Origin of the sequence: Saccharothrix coeruleofusca, from assembly GCF_017876325.1 — a bacterium.
GTDB lineage: Bacteria > Actinomycetota > Actinomycetes > Mycobacteriales > Pseudonocardiaceae > Actinosynnema > Actinosynnema coeruleofuscum.
On sequence record NZ_JAGINV010000001.1, the window covers coordinates 4,684,521 to 4,697,999 of the forward strand.

Sequence of the window (13,479 nt, forward strand, 5' to 3'; positions counted from 1 at the left end):
TAGGTAGAGTTAAACCATGGTGGCGCGTCGTGAACCCAAGATGACGCTCCCGACGCAGCTCGTCCTGGGCGTGCTGCTGGCGGAGCCGGACAAGGAGCACTACGGGCTGGAGGTGTGCCAGGCCGCCGGACTGCCCAGCGGCACCGTGCACCCGATCCTCGCCCGGCTGGAGAGCTGCGGCTGGGTGACCAGCCAGTGGGAGGAGGTCGACCCCAGGGAGCAGGGCAGGCCCCGCCGCCGGTACTACCGGATGGCCCCGGACGGCGTAGCGGCGGCACAGGCCGCCGTGGCCCGCGCGCACGGCTCCATCACCCGGCTCGGACTCCTGCGAGCGCATCCGGCAGGTGGGACATGACGCGACGACGACGGGTGCGGCAGCTCTGCGCGCTGGCGCGCGAGCTGGAACGCGCACTGGACGGCAAGCTCGACCGCATCCTGGACCGCAAGCTGGCGCACGAGGTGTCGCTGGAGCTGAAGCGGGCCATCGAGCGCAGCAGGATCTGGGACCTGCGGCTGCTCCGGCTCTACGAGCGGGTGCGCCTGCTGGAGTCCACTGTGGAGCGCAACTACCACGCCACGGCCAGCTTCTCCCCGATGCGCTGCGACGCCCACGCCATCCGGGTCGCGCTGGAGGAGATCGAGCGCTGCCCGGCCGACCAGGCGCGCCTGGTCGGCTGGGCGGTGTCGCTGCTGCCGCTGCGCCACCGCACCCGCTACTTCGAGGAGTACCTGGCCGAACTGGCCGACCTGCCCCGCGTCAAGCGGGTGCCGCACGCGCTGCGCCTGCTCAGCCGGTCGTGCGTGCTGCGCCGCGCCCTCGGCGTGCACGCGGTGAAGGCGCCGCGATGAGCGCCGCGCCGGAGGTGCTGGGCTGGGCGCTGCGACGCCTGCGACCGCGTCCCGCGCGCGGGCCGGAGCACCGGTCGATCCTGGTCGTGGACATCGCGGGGTTCGGGCGGTGGTCCGATCCCGAGCAGATCACCGCGCGAGAAGTGCTGGCAGGCGCGATGAAGGCCGGTTTCCGGGCCGCCGGGGTGTGGTGGTCCGACCTGGCGGTGCAGGACCGCGGCGACGGGATGGCCGTGCTGGTGCCCGCCTGGGTGTCCAAAGTGGACCTGCTCGACCCGGTGCTGCCGCACTTCGTCGGGCTGCTCCGGCGGCACAACGACGCCGTCGGGCCGGATCCGCGCATCCGGGTGCGGGTGAGCCTGCACGCGGGCGAGGTGCACCGCGACGCGCACGGCTGGGTCGGCGGCGACCTCAACACCGCGTGCAGGCTGGTGGACAGCGACCCGTTGCGCGAGCACCTGGCGGCGAGCACGGGCGACGCGGTGCTGGTCGTGTCCGACCTGATCTACCAGGGCGTGGTGCGCCACGCCTACCGCGGCCTCGACCCCACCTCCTACCACCCCGTGCACATCGCCGTGAAGGAAGTCCGCACCACCGCCTGGCTCACCCCCCTCTGACCGCCTGCAAGTACTACCCGACGTGCCCACGTGGGCCGTTGACTACTACCCGACTCCCCGAACGCTCAGTTCGTGGTGCGTGAACGCTCGGTTCACGGTGTCCGAACGCGCGACTCGCGGCGGTGGTGGCTCATAAGCCCGAGGTGTCGTGCTGCTCTATCAGGCCGTAGTGGTGGGCGAAGCGCACCGCGTGCACGCGGTCCCGCAGCCCGAGCTTGGCGAGCACGCGCGACACGTGGGTCTTGACGGTCTGGCTGCCGACGTAGAGCTGGTCGCTGATCTCCGCGTTCGAGAAGCCCGCGGCCATCAGCAGGAAGACCTCGTGCTCGCGCGCGGTGAGCCGGTCCACGCCCGGCGCCGTGCTCCGGGGCGGGGTGTTGGGCACCAGGACGTCGGCCAGCCGGGGGACGAGCCTGCGGGTGATCGACGGGTCGATGTAGGTGTCGCCCCGCGCGGCGACGCGGATCGCGGTCACCAGCTCCTCTGGGGGCAGGCTCTTCAGCACGAAGCCGCTCACCCCCGAGGCCAGCGCCTTCCGGACGTAGTCGTCGGCGTCGAAGGTGGTGAGCAGGACGACCTTGAGGTCCTTGGTCGCGGGCACCAGTTCGCGGGCCGCCGCGATCCCGTCCAGCTTCGGCATCCGCACGTCGAGGATGGCCAGGTCCGGCCGCAGCGCCCGGACCGCCTCGACGGCGCTGTAGCCGTCCCCGACGTCGGCGACGCAGCTCATGTCCGGTTGGGCGTCCAGCACCGCCCGCAGGCCGGAGCGGAACATCACGTGGTCGTCGGCGATCACGATGCGCAGGGTCATGATCCCCCCTCCGTCGGCACCGTCACGCTGGTCTGCCAGTACCGCCCGTCCTCGACGAGCCCGAAGGTCGCCGATCCGCCGAACACCTCGGCGCGCTTGCGGATTCCCTCCAGGCCGAGGGCGGAACCGCCGAGTGCCGTCAGGGACGCCCGCTCCCCCTGCGCCGCACCGGACGGGACGCGGTTGCGCGCGGTGATCGACACGTGGTCGCCACCGTACTCGAGTTCCACGCGCACGGCCGTGCCGTCGCCGTGCCGCAGGGCGTTCGTCATCATCTCCTGCGCCACCCGGTACAGGGCCGTGTCGACGGCGCGCGGCACCGGGTACGGGTCGTTGTAGACGGCGAAGGCCACCCGCAGGCCGGAGGACCTGACGCCGTCGAACAGCTCCTGGAGCTTGCCAAGGCCCGGCTGGTCGGGCAGGTCGTCGCCGTGGTGCAGCAGGTCGAGCAGCCGCCGCAGGTCGACCATGGCCGCGCGGCTGGACGTCTCCACCGCCGCCAGCGAGGTGCCCACCGGTCCGGCGTCGTCGGCGGAGCCGTGACCCGCCAGGTTCATCCGCGCCGCCGCCGCGTGCACGCCGATCGCGCTGACGTGGTGCGAGATCACGTCGTGCAGGTCGCGGGCGATGGCTTCGCGCTCCCTGGCCACCGCCCGGCTCACCTCGGCCTCGGCGTCCCGCAGGGAGTTCTCCCGCTGGTGGCGCAGTTCGTCGACGTAGGCCTTGCGCGCGGTGGTGTAGCGGCCGACCAGCCACGGCACCACCGAGTTGGCGGTCACCAGGGTCAGCAGGGTGAACGGTTCCACCTCGTCGCCGACCCACAGCGAGGACAGCACGCCCAGCGCGAGGGCGGCCAGCGAGGCGGCGGCGGGCCTGCCCCGCAGCCAGGCGCCCGCCCGGTAGGCGGAGATCAACTGCCCGGCCGTGTTCGCGGTGCGCCCCGGCACGACGGTGGCCAGCACCGGCAGCAGGGCGGCGTGCGCGAGCGCCACCCACCCCGAGTACCGGGGGGACGAGGCGAGGGCGGCGTCGGCGGCGACGAGTCCGAGCAGGACCAGCACCTCCAGCGCGCCCAGCGCCTGCGGGCCCCTGGTCGCGAAGCTCACCGCGTCGGTGGCCAGGGACACGACCGCGACCAGGACCGACTGGCGCGCCAAGCACCGCGCCACCCCGCCCTCGCGGTCGGGCGCCCGGCAGAGGACCGGTTCACCGAACCCCGTTGCGCTGCTGGTCATGGAGGCATTGTGCGGATCACCGGGTGCCGGGGCGTCCCTCCGCAGGGGGATCCGCGCTCCCCGCGCGGTGTGACGATCGGTGCGCGGCGCGCTCCTACCGTTGCGTTCCCACACGCCCGAGTTGTCGATCGAGAGAAGAAGAACACCGATGGAAAAGGGATTTCCGGGCAGGCGCGTCGCGCTCGTCTGCGCCTTGGCGGGGGTGCTCGTCTCCGCTTGCGGCGGTACCGAGCCGGAGCCCGCGGGCACCGGCGGCGGCGTCGTGCAGCCGGAGCTGGACAAGCTCACCACGACGGGCGGCATACCGGGGGTGGAGGCGCTGCTGCGGGACGGCGACCAGGTGCGCGCCTCGACCAGCGGGGTGGGCGCGCTGGCGGACAAGTCCCCGATGCCCGGCAACGGCCGGATTCGCGCGGGCAGCATCACGAAGTCGTTCGTGGCGACCGTGGTGCTGCAACTGGTGGCGGAGGGCGAGGTCGAGCTCGACGTGCCCGTCGACCGCTACCTGCCGGGGGTGATCAGCGGCAACGGCAACGACGGCGCGAAGATCACCACCCGGCAGCTGCTCCAGCACACCAGCGGCCTGCCCAACTACTTCGCCAAGCTGGCGAGCGTGGACCCGGAGACGGTGCGCAACCAGGGGGCCGAGCCCATCGACCTGGTGCGGATGGCCGTGCAGCAGCCCCCGCTGTTCGCACCGGGCACCGGGTGGACCTACTCCAACACCAGCTACATCGTGCTCGGGATGCTCGTGGAGGAGGTGACCGGCAACAGCCTGTCCAAGGAGCTGTCCTTCCGCGTCGCCCGCCCGCTGAAGTTGGACGACACCTACCTGCCCGAGCGCGGCGACACCCGCCTGCCCGATCCGCACCCGGTCGGCCACGTGCCGGGCAAGAGCGGCACGATCGACTTCAGCGACTTCGACTCGACGATGGCCTGGGCGGCGGGCGGTCTGGTCTCCACCACGCGCGACGTCTCCGCGTTCTACGACGCGCTGCTGGGCGGTCGCATCCTGCCGCCCGCCCAGCTGGAGCAGATGAAGACCGCGGTGCCCGCGCCCAGCCTGGGCGTCGACCAGGCAGGCTACGGCCTCGGCCTGTTCACCGCGCCACTGCCCTGCGGCGGGCAGTACTGGGGCCACGAGGGCTCCATCTTCGGCTTCATGACCATGGCGGGCGTCGGGCCCGACGGCCGCCAGGCGGTGGTGTCGGCCAACATGTACCCGGTGCCGCGCGCCGCGTCGGCCGAGATCATGGCCACCTTCTCCGCCGCGCTGTGCAGCCGGTGACGCGGCCGGTGACGCGGGCGGGTGGCGCTCGGCGCGCCGGTCAGGCCGTGCCGTAGATGGCCCGCATCCAGATCACGGTCAGCGTGTCCACCAGCTCCCGGTCCCGCGCGGCCGAGCGGCGGGCGCGCGACCGGTTCTGGAACGCCTGCTCGTTCATCGACACCAGGGCGGTGGCCATCGCGCGGGCGGGCGGACCCGGTGGCGCGACGCCCGCCTCGCGCTCGATGGTGATCTGCTCCGCGGTGGCGTCGATGAACCGCCGGGCCACCCCGGCCCAGAAGTCGCGCATCAGCGGGTCGCGGTCGCGCGCCCGGACCGCCGCCCGCAGCACCGGGCCGTGGCTGCGCCACAGCGACATGCTCGCGCCCAGCGCCCGGCGGATCGACGCCTCGGGCGGCTCGCTGCCGCGGCGCAGCCACAGCGTCGCCGACTCGTAGAGCGCGTCGAGCACCCGTGAGGCCAGCGCGTGCAGCACGGCCTCGCGCGAGGAGAAGTGGAAGTAGAACGCCGAGCGCGAGATGCCCGCGCCGGAGGCCAGCTCGTCGACCGCGATGTCGTCGAGGGGGCGCGTGTGCAGCAGCCGCTCGGCGGTGTCCAGGATGGCCTGCGAGGTTCGATCGCCCTTGCTGGGCCCGCGTCGCGAGCCGACCGGAGCGTGAGGGGGCATGGCGGCCATCCTGGGTGCGCGCCGGGACGTCCGCAAGGTCCTTATGGCCCAGGTGCGGTAGACATGGGGGGTGGACCCGGTTCGGGCACTGCGACAGGTCGCGTTCCAGTTGGAGCGCGCGGGTGAGCCCACCTACCGCGTGCGCGCCTTCCGCCGCGCCGCGGACGTCGTGGCGCGGCTGCCGCCGGGTGAGCTGGAGTTCCGCGCGGACACCGGCACGCTGACCGAGCTGCCCGGCATCGGCAAGTCGACCGCCGGTGTCGTCGTGGACGCGTTGGAGGGCCGGGAACCCTCCTATCTGAACAAGTTTCGTGATCCGGTGCGCGGCGGGCAGGCCCTGCGCGCCGCGCTCAAGGGCGACTGCCACGCGCACTCGGACTGGTCCGACGGCGGCAGCCCCATCCGCGAGATGGCGGAGACCGCGCGCGACCTCGGCCACGAGTGGATCGCGCTCACCGACCACTCCCCCCGACTCACCATCGCGCGCGGGCTGTCCCCCGCCAGGCTGCGCGAGCAGCTGGAGGTGGTCGCCGAGCTGAACACCGAACTCGCGCCGTTCACCGTCCTCACCGGCATCGAGGTCGACATCCTCGACGACGGCTCGCTCGACCAGGAGGAGGAACTGCTGGCCCGGCTGGACGTCGTGGTCGCCAGCGCGCACTCGAAGCTGCGGATGCCCGCACCGGAGATGACCGAGCGGCTGCTGACCGCGGTGGCCAACCCGCACGTGGACGTGCTGGGCCACTGCACCGGTCGGCTGGTGCTGGGCAGGGGGCGGCCCGAGTCGGTGTTCGACGCCGAAGCGGTGTTCACCGCCTGCCGCGACAACGGCACCGCCGTGGAGATCAACTCCCGCCCGGAGCGCCGCGACCCGCCGACCCGGCTGCTGCGGCTGGCGCTGGAGGTCGGCTGCGAGTTCGCCATCGACAGCGACGCCCACGCGCCGGGGCAGCTGGACTGGCTGTCCTACGGCTGCGAGCGCGCCGAGGAGTGCGGCGTGCCCGTCGACCGGGTGATCAACACGTTGAGCGCCGCCGACCTGCTGGCCCGCTGACCGGCAGCGGCCCCCAGACCGGCTCCAGCCGGTTTCGACGGTTTCAGCGGCCCGCGGTGGCTGACCTGTTCACCCGCGAGGCCCGCACGAGGTGGCCGTACCACGGGATCAGCGGTCCGGTCCGACTCTCCACCAGCTTGCGCCAGGTCGCCCGGCACAGCGCCAGGAACGGCTCGGCGTCCCACCGCCTGGCCAGTTCGGCCAGCGGGCGCTCCAGCACGCTGCCCAGCCCGTAGCGGCGGTCGAAGCCGTAGGCCACCGGCACCGCCGCGCCGTTGGCCTCCACCACCAGCGGCGTCAGCCAGCGGCCCAGCGGGTGGCGCTCGGGCACCGGCGCGGCCATGAACGCCTCCGGCTTGCGGGTGAGCATGGTGCGCGGCACCGCGTCCAGCTGCACCGCCATGCCGTGCTCCTCGGCGATGCGACCCAGCTCGACCGCGGCGTAGGCCAGCTCGACCGCGTCCGGCCGCTCCCCCGGCATCAGCCTGCCCGCCGCGCCCTCCGGCTCCAGCGGGTGCACCTGGAGCAGCAGCGCGCCCGACCCCGCTGCCGCCACCGCCACTTCACCCAACTGGGTGGCGTTGCCCTGGGTGAGCGTGGTGACCACGCCGACCGGGATGCGCGCCTCGGTGAGCCTGCGCATCCCCATCAGCGCCCGGTCGAACGCGCCCTGCCTGCCCCGGATGCGGTCGTGGGTCGCGCGCTCGCCGTCCAGCGACACCGCGGCCAGGTCCACCAGGCCGCGCACCAGCCCGATGCGGCGCTGGGTGAGCGCGACCGCGTTGGTGGTCACCGTGGTGCGCATCCCCGCGTCGCGCGCCGCACGCAGCAGGGCGGGCAGCTCCGGGTACAGGAAGGGCTCGCCACCGGAGACGTTGAGCACGTCGTACCCCACCTCGGCGGCGTCCCGCACCACGGTCTCCAGCACGGCGATCGGGATCGACTCGGCCACGTCCGGCCCCGAGCTGGAGTAGCAGTGCAGGCACCGCAGGTTGCACAGCCTGGTGGGGTGCACCTGGAGCACCGCCCGACCGCCCGCACGCCTCATCGCCCAGCCCTCCCGTACCGCTTGGTTATCCGTATGGAGCAGGCTCGGGCCCGTTTGATACGTCCTGGGTGACGAAAGATCCAAGAGCGTCCCTCCAACGTAGGAACTCGGCGCGGGCCGCGAAACGGCCCCGGAGGGGCAGGCGACTTCCCCTACTGACGGACTGCGCTTCCCGCGCCGCCCGTAGGAGGGAACGCGTCGCCGAGTGGGGAGCGGTAATGGGCTCAGGGCAGTTGTCGGTGGTGCTGCACGCGGCGGACTCGATCACCAGGGCGGGCGTCACCGCGGCCCTGCGGTCCCGGCCGGAGATCCGGCTGGTGGAACCGGAACGCGCGGAGACGGCGGTGCCGCACCCGGTGGCGCTGGTGGTGCTGGAGCGGCTGGACGCCGAGGCGCAGCAGCTCATCCGCAGGCTCCAGGCGCGCAACTGCCCCGGCATCGTGCTGGTGACCGGGGACGTGGCCGAGGCCGACCTGCTCAACGTGGTCAGCAGCGGGGTCTCCGCCGTGGTGCGCCGCGCCGAGGCCACCCCGGAGGTGCTGGTGCGCCTGGTGAAGGCGACCGCGGCGGGCGAGGGGGCGCTGCCGCCGGACCTGCTGGGCAAGCTGCTCAGCCGGGTCTCCCGGCTGCAGCGCAACGTCCTCGGCCCGCACGGCTGGACCACCGCCGGGATGTCCGACCGGGAGACCGAGGTGCTGCGGCTGATCGCCGACGGCTTCGAGACCAGGGAGATCGCCGAGAAGCTGTGCTACTCCCAGCGCACGGTCAAGAGCATCCTGCACGACGTCACCAACCGCTTCGGGCTGCGCAACCGCGCCCACGCCGTCGCCTTCGCCCTCCGCGAGGGCCTCATCTGACCGCGCCTGCAAGTACTACCCGTGCCCTCCTGAGGAGCGTATGACTACTACCCGTCTCGGGGTCGGGTAGTAGTCAGCGGCCCGATTCGACGGGTCGGGTAGTACTTGCAGGCGCGGTGGTTCTACTGCTGCGACATCCAGGTGGCGGCGTCGTCCAGCCTGCGGCCGACCAGTTCGGCCTGGCCGGGGGTGATGACGATGAACCGGCCCTGCGAATCGGTGACGCGGACCTCGGGCATGGCCAGTTCGACGGTCACCGGGCCGTGGTCCAGGTGCGCCGGGACGACCCATTTCCGCGTGGTCGCGAGCTCTTCCATTTCCTCGACGTGCCGCTGTTCGTCCACGGTTCTCCTCGGTTGGTGTTCGATCGGATTCCGGACGACAGTGGCACGTTGCGACGGGTGCAATACATAGCTCGATCGTGTTATTGCCCGCCTCTTTCCACCGGCCGATCATGACGCCATGCCAGGCAACGGGTACACGTCGGTCAAGTCCCGCACGGTCGCCAACGCGCTGCGCGCCTACCGCGAGCAGCACCGGCTGAGCTGCGAGGACGTCGGCGAGGTGCTGGGGGTGTCGTCGAGCAAGATCTCCCGGATGGAGACCGGGAGGAGCGGCCTGCAACTGGACGACGTCTCCGCGCTGCTCGGGTTCTACAAGGTGCCGGGGGCGCGCCGGAAGGAACTGCTGGACCTGATGCGACGCGGTGAGGAACTGGGCTGGTGGGAACGTCAGGCCGGGTTGCCCAAGCTCTGGCGCGCGCTGATCGACTTCGAGAACAAGGCCAGTCGCATCCAGGCCTACGAACCGCTCATGGTGCCCGGTCTCCTGCAGACCCCCGAGTACACGCAGGCGATTATCAAGGCCGTCAACCCGACCGTGTCGGAGCACGAGTTGGACAACCTCGTCTCCGCCCGAATGACCAGGCAGACACTCCTGAGCAGGGCCAACGCCCCTCAGTACTGCGCGGTTATCCATGAAGCGGCGTTGCGCATCCAAGTGGGTGATCGTGGACTCATGCGCCGCCAACTGCGCCACCTGGTCGACGCGGCCGAGCGCACCAACATCAGGATCGCCGCAGTACCGATGAGCACGGGAGCGCACACGGGCCTGCGCGGCTCGTTCAACATCCTGGAGTTCGAGCACGAACCGGCAATCGTGCACGTGGAGAACCAGGTCACCGGCTTGTTCCTGGAGGAGCCCGCGGATCTGGAGGGCTACCGCCTTGCCCTGCGCAATATTCTCGGAGTAGCCCTTGCACCCGGTGCAACGGCCGAGCTGATCTCCGGACTAGCCAGGGAGTGATCGTGCAGGAGCTGAGCACCGCCCAGTGGCGCAAGAGCAGCCGCAGCAGCGACACGTCCTCCTGCGTCGAACTGGCGTGCGTGGGTGCGGTGGTGGCGGTTCGCGACTCCAAGAACCCGGAAGGTCCCGTCCTGGTGTTCCCCTCGGCCCGGCTCGCGGCCTTCCTGACCGGCGTCAGGTGATCCCTGCCGCCGAGGCGTGGCTGGCGGGTGAGGTGGAGCAGCACCTGGAGGCGTACGGGTCGATCGGGCTGCACGAGCTGCCGTGGCTGCTGAACGGCTCGCCGTTCGACCTGCCCGCCGAGGCGCTGGCGGAGCTGCCCCGCCGGGTGGTCGGGGCCGCCGTGGCGCGCGGGCGTGCCGCGCTGCGCACCGCCCGGTGGCCCGACGGTCAGGTGCTGGCCGGGCCGCTGCCCCTCGCCGTGCTCGCCGACGACGATTCCTGGCGCGTTCGAGACGACGGCACCTACACCACGCTCGTCGATTTCGACTAAACGTCCGCTAAAATCTCGGAATCGCGCACGACTCCCCCACGTCACTCGATCGGACCAGTCACACCACTGTCGAGTGAAACGACTTCAGTGGTGCGGAACTCATCCGTGCAACCGGGGAGGTAATAACGCATATGTCGCGTACGAGAAGAATTCTGCTGTTACCACTGGTCGCCGCGCTGACCGCGGGACTGGGCGGTATCGCTCAAGCGAACCCGTTCCCGAACAACTACGACAGCGCGGTGGCCGACGGCGCGTTGCACGACTTCTGCACCACGACCGGTTTCACCACCGACCGCAGCGTCGCCACTTACGCGATGGCGACGCTGGACGACACCACCGACATGACCGACTCCGACCTCGGCGGCTGCACCAACCTCGCCACCGACGTGTGGTGGTGGCAGGAGGACCTGCCCGCCGGTCTGCGCGGCCAGCGCTCCTGCGCCTCCCACAGCAGCCCCGGCGTGTGCGACTCGTCGGACGTCAAGCTGGACTACGCGGAGCTCGACATCGGTGACAACGACTGGTACGACCGCCGCAAGACCTCGGTGCACGAGCTGGGGCACAGCGTGGGCCTGGGCCACGACACCATCAGCGCCATGATCTCCGGCGAGGTGCCCAGCACCGACCTGGTGTGGCGCCGCTACAGCCCGCACGACATCGGCCACATCAACGCCCAGTACTGAGAGGAGTCCGACGTGCGACACAAGATCACCGCAAGCGTGCTCGTCGCGGCGGGCGCAGTGCTCGCGGCGTGCGGCACCACGGCCCAGCAGTCCGCCCCCGAGGGCACCACGACGGTCGAGGAGTTCGCCGCCCAGCTGGGGCGCGACTACCACGCCGACTACGACCCGCTGGCCTCGCCCCGGCAGGCCGTCGAGAAGAGCGACCTGATCGTGCGCGGCACCGTGGAGGAGGTGTTCGACGGCATCTCCACCAGCTACCCCGACAAGCAGCGCGGCGCCCGCTCGGCGGGTTCCTACGTGACCTTCCGGGTCTCCGTCGACCAGGTCCTCTCCGGTCCCGACGCGCAGATCCAGGGCGGGACCGTCTACGTCCAGGTGGCCAAGGCGCAGTCCACGCCGACCGACGCGGTGGCCAAGGCCAACCCGAAGCCGTCGGCGGTGCTGGTGCTCGACGACATCACCGACTGGAAGCCCGCGCCGGACGCCACCGTGCACCGGCCCGCGGGGGTGCCGGACGGGGCCCGGCTGTACTTCGCCTTCACCGACGGCCTGTGGCTGCAGGGTGCGGGAGACCGGGCGATGGTCGGCACCGCCGCCCACCGGGAGGACCTCGCGCCGGACTGGGGTTCGCCCACCGGCCTGGACGACCTCGCGCGGGCCATCGAGAACGCGCGCTGACCACTGCGCCATCGGCCCTCCCCGGCTTCGGTCGGGGAGGGCCGCCGCGTGTTCCGACGCCAATACCGAATTGTGCGGAAATCACAGGGAAGACCTTTCCGGCACCGCGAACGGACCACTTCCCCCACCCGAGTGACACGAGAGTGATTACGTAACGTGAACACCGGTCCCGGCGACATGCAGCAGCAAAACCGGAAATTCTCCCCCGCCGAGGACCGCAGTGTTAACCAAGAACCTGAAGTTCCTCTCCGGCGTCGTCATCATGACGCTGATCGTCCTCAACGCGCTCACCGCCACCTCCGTGGTCCGACACCGGGGCAGCGGCTGGCAGGTCCTGGCGCTGCTGCTGGTGCTGCTGGCCGCCGCGGTCGTGCTGCACACGCGGCACTTCCACCGGAGGCCGTTCCTGGCGAAGCCGAAGAACCCCTTCAAGTTCCACCAGGTGCCCGTGGACCGCGCCGCCTCCCTGCAGCGGGAGGCGAAGAAGAACTCGGGCGAGCTGCAACTGCACGAGGCCAGGGTCTTCGCGGGGGCGGTGGTCAAGCCCGAGCAGTTCCGCCGCCGGGTCGTCGAGGAGTACACGCCGAGCCGCAGGACCCTGCAGAAGTTGGCCACGGTCGACCTGGACATCCCCAAGCGCCTGCTGGAGGCCGCCACTCCCCAGCACGTCTACCTGCCGGTGGTCATCAACCAGAAGGGCGACCTGCTGGACGACTTCCACATCTACGAGGCCAACAGCGACGAGACCCAGTGGCTGTCCTACCGGCAGTACCTCGGCCTGGCCGCCGAGGTGCTGCACATCCTGCTGCTCACGGCGTACCGGCTCCCCCTGGGCAGCGACCTGCCCCCGGAGGCGGAGCAGGCCGAACTCCTCGCCCTGCAGGGCATCGTGCAGCGCCGGGACACCAGGGCCCACTCCGTCGTCGACTTCAGCGGAGCCGAAGCGGTCGAGCAGCTCCAGGTCGCCAGCACCTCGGCCCGCAAGCTGGCGGGCCTGTTCGTGCGGCAGTTGACCGAGAACTACCCGATCGTGGCCTCCGTGCACGGACCGGTCGGTCGGCGACACCGCTTCAAGTACCAGCTCACCCTGATGCCCGAGGTCAAGTTCGGCCGATCCGCCGCGAGGAGGTGGGCCGGGTTCTTCCGGCTCGTCTTCGGCACCCGCCCCGTCGACCTGAACCTCGACATCTCCAACGCCCCCACCTGCGAGAGCTTCCACCTCCACGTGCACGCCCCGGACGACCTGTTCCTGACCCGCCAGGAGGCCACCGGCTTCGACGAAGCGCTGAAACGCCGGGCCGAGGGCGCGCCCACCCTGCCGCACTGCCGTTTCCGGCGGCGCTTGGGACAACCCCACGCGCACTTCTACTGCCGGTACATGCCCGCTTTCACGGAAAGCGAACGGCCCGCTATTCGTCTGAGCTTTTTCGAGGTCCCGCCCGGATCGGTGCTCCGAGCCGCGATCACCGCCGCGGCCGCGTTGGCGATCCTGTGGTTGATCGGTTTCGTGAACTCGAGGTTCCCCGACCCCGGAACGGACGCGCCCGCTTTCCTGCTGGCCTTTCCCGCGGTGGCCGCGGCCTGGCTGGGGTTCGACGCCCCGTCCCGGAAGCTGCTCGAGGGCACCCTCTCCGCCCGGTTGTGCCTGGTCGTCACCGCGATGCTGTCACTGACCGGCTGCGGCCTGTTCATGCTGCACAAGAGCTTCGGCCAGGGCCGCTCGTGGCCGCAGGTCCCGGACGGCAACTCGCTGCTGGGCATCACCGACCTCGGCTGGGCGATCACCGTGGCGCTCGCCCTGCTCAACGCCGCCCGGATCGGCTACCAGTGCCTCGTGCGCACCTGGCAGTATTCGCACCTTCTAGCTAAAGAAGTTCACTAACGCGTGTATCCC

Annotated in this window: 17 protein-coding genes; 12 read left to right on the plus strand and 5 right to left on the minus strand. The window is 71.2% G+C overall.

Translation table 11 applies throughout. The features are described 5' to 3' along the window. Positions 1-16 precede the first annotated feature (16 nt). From JOF41_RS20740 to JOF41_RS20750, 3 genes are read left to right on the plus strand one after another with little or no spacing between them, the layout of a single operon-like run. Positions 17-355: a PadR family transcriptional regulator gene (locus tag JOF41_RS20740; RefSeq protein ID WP_244989643.1), complete on the plus strand. Its 339-nt coding sequence runs from the start codon at positions 17-19 to the stop codon at positions 353-355. Further along, a complete protein-coding gene (locus JOF41_RS20745; RefSeq protein WP_189224817.1) occupies positions 352-849 on the plus strand; it encodes a hypothetical protein in 498 nt (165 codons plus the stop codon). Before JOF41_RS20740 ends, JOF41_RS20745 begins: the two co-directional genes overlap by 4 nt. Then, the gene (locus JOF41_RS20750) at positions 846-1,466 is read left to right on the plus strand and encodes a hypothetical protein (protein ID WP_189224818.1); all 621 of its coding nucleotides are present in this window, start codon (positions 846-848) and stop codon (positions 1,464-1,466) included. The genes JOF41_RS20745 and JOF41_RS20750 overlap by 4 nt, the downstream gene beginning before the upstream one ends. 130 nt (positions 1,467-1,596) lie before the next feature. Here JOF41_RS20750 and JOF41_RS20755 read toward each other — a convergent pair whose 3' ends face one another. Both JOF41_RS20755 and JOF41_RS20760 read right to left on the minus strand, forming a co-directional pair. Then, positions 1,597-2,277, minus strand: coding sequence for a response regulator (locus tag JOF41_RS20755; RefSeq protein WP_189224819.1), 681 nt, complete (start codon positions 2,275-2,277; stop codon positions 1,597-1,599). Continuing rightward, positions 2,274-3,512 (minus strand): sensor histidine kinase, encoded by a 1,239-nt coding sequence (locus JOF41_RS20760; RefSeq protein WP_209621290.1) that lies wholly within the window; start codon positions 3,510-3,512, stop codon positions 2,274-2,276. The genes JOF41_RS20755 and JOF41_RS20760 overlap by 4 nt, the downstream gene beginning before the upstream one ends. Before the next feature lie 148 nt (positions 3,513-3,660). Between JOF41_RS20760 and JOF41_RS20765 the strand changes: the two genes are divergently transcribed. Then, positions 3,661-4,800, plus strand: coding sequence for a serine hydrolase domain-containing protein (locus tag JOF41_RS20765; RefSeq protein WP_209621293.1), 1,140 nt, complete (start codon positions 3,661-3,663; stop codon positions 4,798-4,800). Positions 4,801-4,840: 40 nt separating this feature from the next. On the opposite strand, the gene JOF41_RS20770 is transcribed toward JOF41_RS20765, so the two are convergent. Continuing rightward, the gene (locus JOF41_RS20770) at positions 4,841-5,467 is read right to left on the minus strand and encodes a TetR/AcrR family transcriptional regulator (RefSeq protein WP_189224821.1); all 627 of its coding nucleotides are present in this window, start codon (positions 5,465-5,467) and stop codon (positions 4,841-4,843) included. A 70-nt stretch (positions 5,468-5,537) separates the two neighbouring features. On the opposite strand from JOF41_RS20770, the gene JOF41_RS20775 reads away from it, so the two are divergent. Continuing rightward, complete coding sequence (locus JOF41_RS20775; protein WP_209621295.1) at positions 5,538-6,521, plus strand: PHP domain-containing protein; 984 nt, start codon at positions 5,538-5,540, stop codon at positions 6,519-6,521. Between the two features lie 43 nt (positions 6,522-6,564). Here JOF41_RS20775 and JOF41_RS20780 read toward each other — a convergent pair whose 3' ends face one another. Then, on the minus strand, positions 6,565-7,569 hold the full coding sequence (locus JOF41_RS20780) for a radical SAM protein (protein WP_209621298.1): 1,005 nt from the start codon (positions 7,567-7,569) through the stop codon (positions 6,565-6,567). A gap of 218 nt (positions 7,570-7,787) precedes the next feature. Here JOF41_RS20780 and JOF41_RS20785 point away from each other — a divergent pair, with 218 nt between their 5' ends. Further along, on the plus strand, positions 7,788-8,426 hold the full coding sequence (locus JOF41_RS20785; protein WP_189224824.1) for a helix-turn-helix transcriptional regulator: 639 nt from the start codon (positions 7,788-7,790) through the stop codon (positions 8,424-8,426). Between the two features lie 122 nt (positions 8,427-8,548). Here the strand turns inward: JOF41_RS20785 and JOF41_RS20790 are convergent, their stop codons facing one another. Further along, positions 8,549-8,770: a hypothetical protein gene (locus JOF41_RS20790; protein WP_307867481.1), complete on the minus strand. Its 222-nt coding sequence runs from the start codon at positions 8,768-8,770 to the stop codon at positions 8,549-8,551. A 118-nt stretch (positions 8,771-8,888) separates the two neighbouring features. Between JOF41_RS20790 and JOF41_RS20795 the strand changes: the two genes are divergently transcribed. The 6 genes from JOF41_RS20795 to JOF41_RS20820 all read left to right on the plus strand — a co-directional run bounded on the left by JOF41_RS20795 (position 8,889) and on the right by JOF41_RS20820 (position 13,467). Beyond that, on the plus strand, positions 8,889-9,731 hold the full coding sequence (locus tag JOF41_RS20795; protein ID WP_209621301.1) for a helix-turn-helix domain-containing protein: 843 nt from the start codon (positions 8,889-8,891) through the stop codon (positions 9,729-9,731). A 2-nt stretch (positions 9,732-9,733) separates the two neighbouring features. Further along, on the plus strand, positions 9,734-9,913 hold the full coding sequence (locus tag JOF41_RS20800) for a DUF397 domain-containing protein (RefSeq protein WP_209621304.1): 180 nt from the start codon (positions 9,734-9,736) through the stop codon (positions 9,911-9,913). Beyond that, positions 9,910-10,224 carry a hypothetical protein gene (locus JOF41_RS20805; RefSeq protein ID WP_209621307.1) on the plus strand — a complete coding sequence of 105 codons (315 nt, stop codon included), beginning with the start codon at positions 9,910-9,912 and terminating at the stop codon, positions 10,222-10,224. Before JOF41_RS20800 ends, JOF41_RS20805 begins: the two co-directional genes overlap by 4 nt. Positions 10,225-10,355: 131 nt before the next feature. After that, the gene (locus tag JOF41_RS20810) at positions 10,356-10,907 is read left to right on the plus strand and encodes a hypothetical protein (protein ID WP_209621310.1); all 552 of its coding nucleotides are present in this window, start codon (positions 10,356-10,358) and stop codon (positions 10,905-10,907) included. A 12-nt stretch (positions 10,908-10,919) separates the two neighbouring features. After that, positions 10,920-11,585, plus strand: coding sequence for a hypothetical protein (locus tag JOF41_RS20815; protein WP_209621313.1), 666 nt, complete (start codon positions 10,920-10,922; stop codon positions 11,583-11,585). 220 nt (positions 11,586-11,805) lie between these two features. Beyond that, on the plus strand, positions 11,806-13,467 hold the full coding sequence (locus JOF41_RS20820) for a hypothetical protein (RefSeq protein WP_209621316.1): 1,662 nt from the start codon (positions 11,806-11,808) through the stop codon (positions 13,465-13,467). The last annotated feature ends 12 nt before the right edge of the window (positions 13,468-13,479 follow it).

What these genes read in the sequence shown, in the direction of transcription:
- JOF41_RS20755 (WP_189224819.1), bottom strand. Translation starts at nt 2,277, where the DNA reads ATGACCCTGCGCATCGTGATCGCCGACGACCACGTGATGTTCCGCTCC.
- JOF41_RS20745 (WP_189224817.1), top strand. Translation starts at nt 352, where the DNA reads ATGACGCGACGACGACGGGTGCGGCAGCTCTGCGCGCTGGCGCGCGAG.
- JOF41_RS20810 (WP_209621310.1), top strand. Translation starts at nt 10,356, where the DNA reads ATGTCGCGTACGAGAAGAATTCTGCTGTTACCACTGGTCGCCGCGCTG.
- JOF41_RS20760 (WP_209621290.1), bottom strand. Translation starts at nt 3,512, where the DNA reads ATGACCAGCAGCGCAACGGGGTTCGGTGAACCGGTCCTCTGCCGGGCG.
- JOF41_RS20795 (WP_209621301.1), top strand. Translation starts at nt 8,889, where the DNA reads ATGCCAGGCAACGGGTACACGTCGGTCAAGTCCCGCACGGTCGCCAAC.
- JOF41_RS20780 (WP_209621298.1), bottom strand. Translation starts at nt 7,569, where the DNA reads ATGAGGCGTGCGGGCGGTCGGGCGGTGCTCCAGGTGCACCCCACCAGG.
- JOF41_RS20785 (WP_189224824.1), top strand. Translation starts at nt 7,788, where the DNA reads ATGGGCTCAGGGCAGTTGTCGGTGGTGCTGCACGCGGCGGACTCGATC.
- JOF41_RS20740 (WP_244989643.1), top strand. Translation starts at nt 17, where the DNA reads ATGGTGGCGCGTCGTGAACCCAAGATGACGCTCCCGACGCAGCTCGTC.
- JOF41_RS20765 (WP_209621293.1), top strand. Translation starts at nt 3,661, where the DNA reads ATGGAAAAGGGATTTCCGGGCAGGCGCGTCGCGCTCGTCTGCGCCTTG.
- JOF41_RS20750 (WP_189224818.1), top strand. Translation starts at nt 846, where the DNA reads ATGAGCGCCGCGCCGGAGGTGCTGGGCTGGGCGCTGCGACGCCTGCGA.
- JOF41_RS20770 (WP_189224821.1), bottom strand. Translation starts at nt 5,467, where the DNA reads ATGCCCCCTCACGCTCCGGTCGGCTCGCGACGCGGGCCCAGCAAGGGC.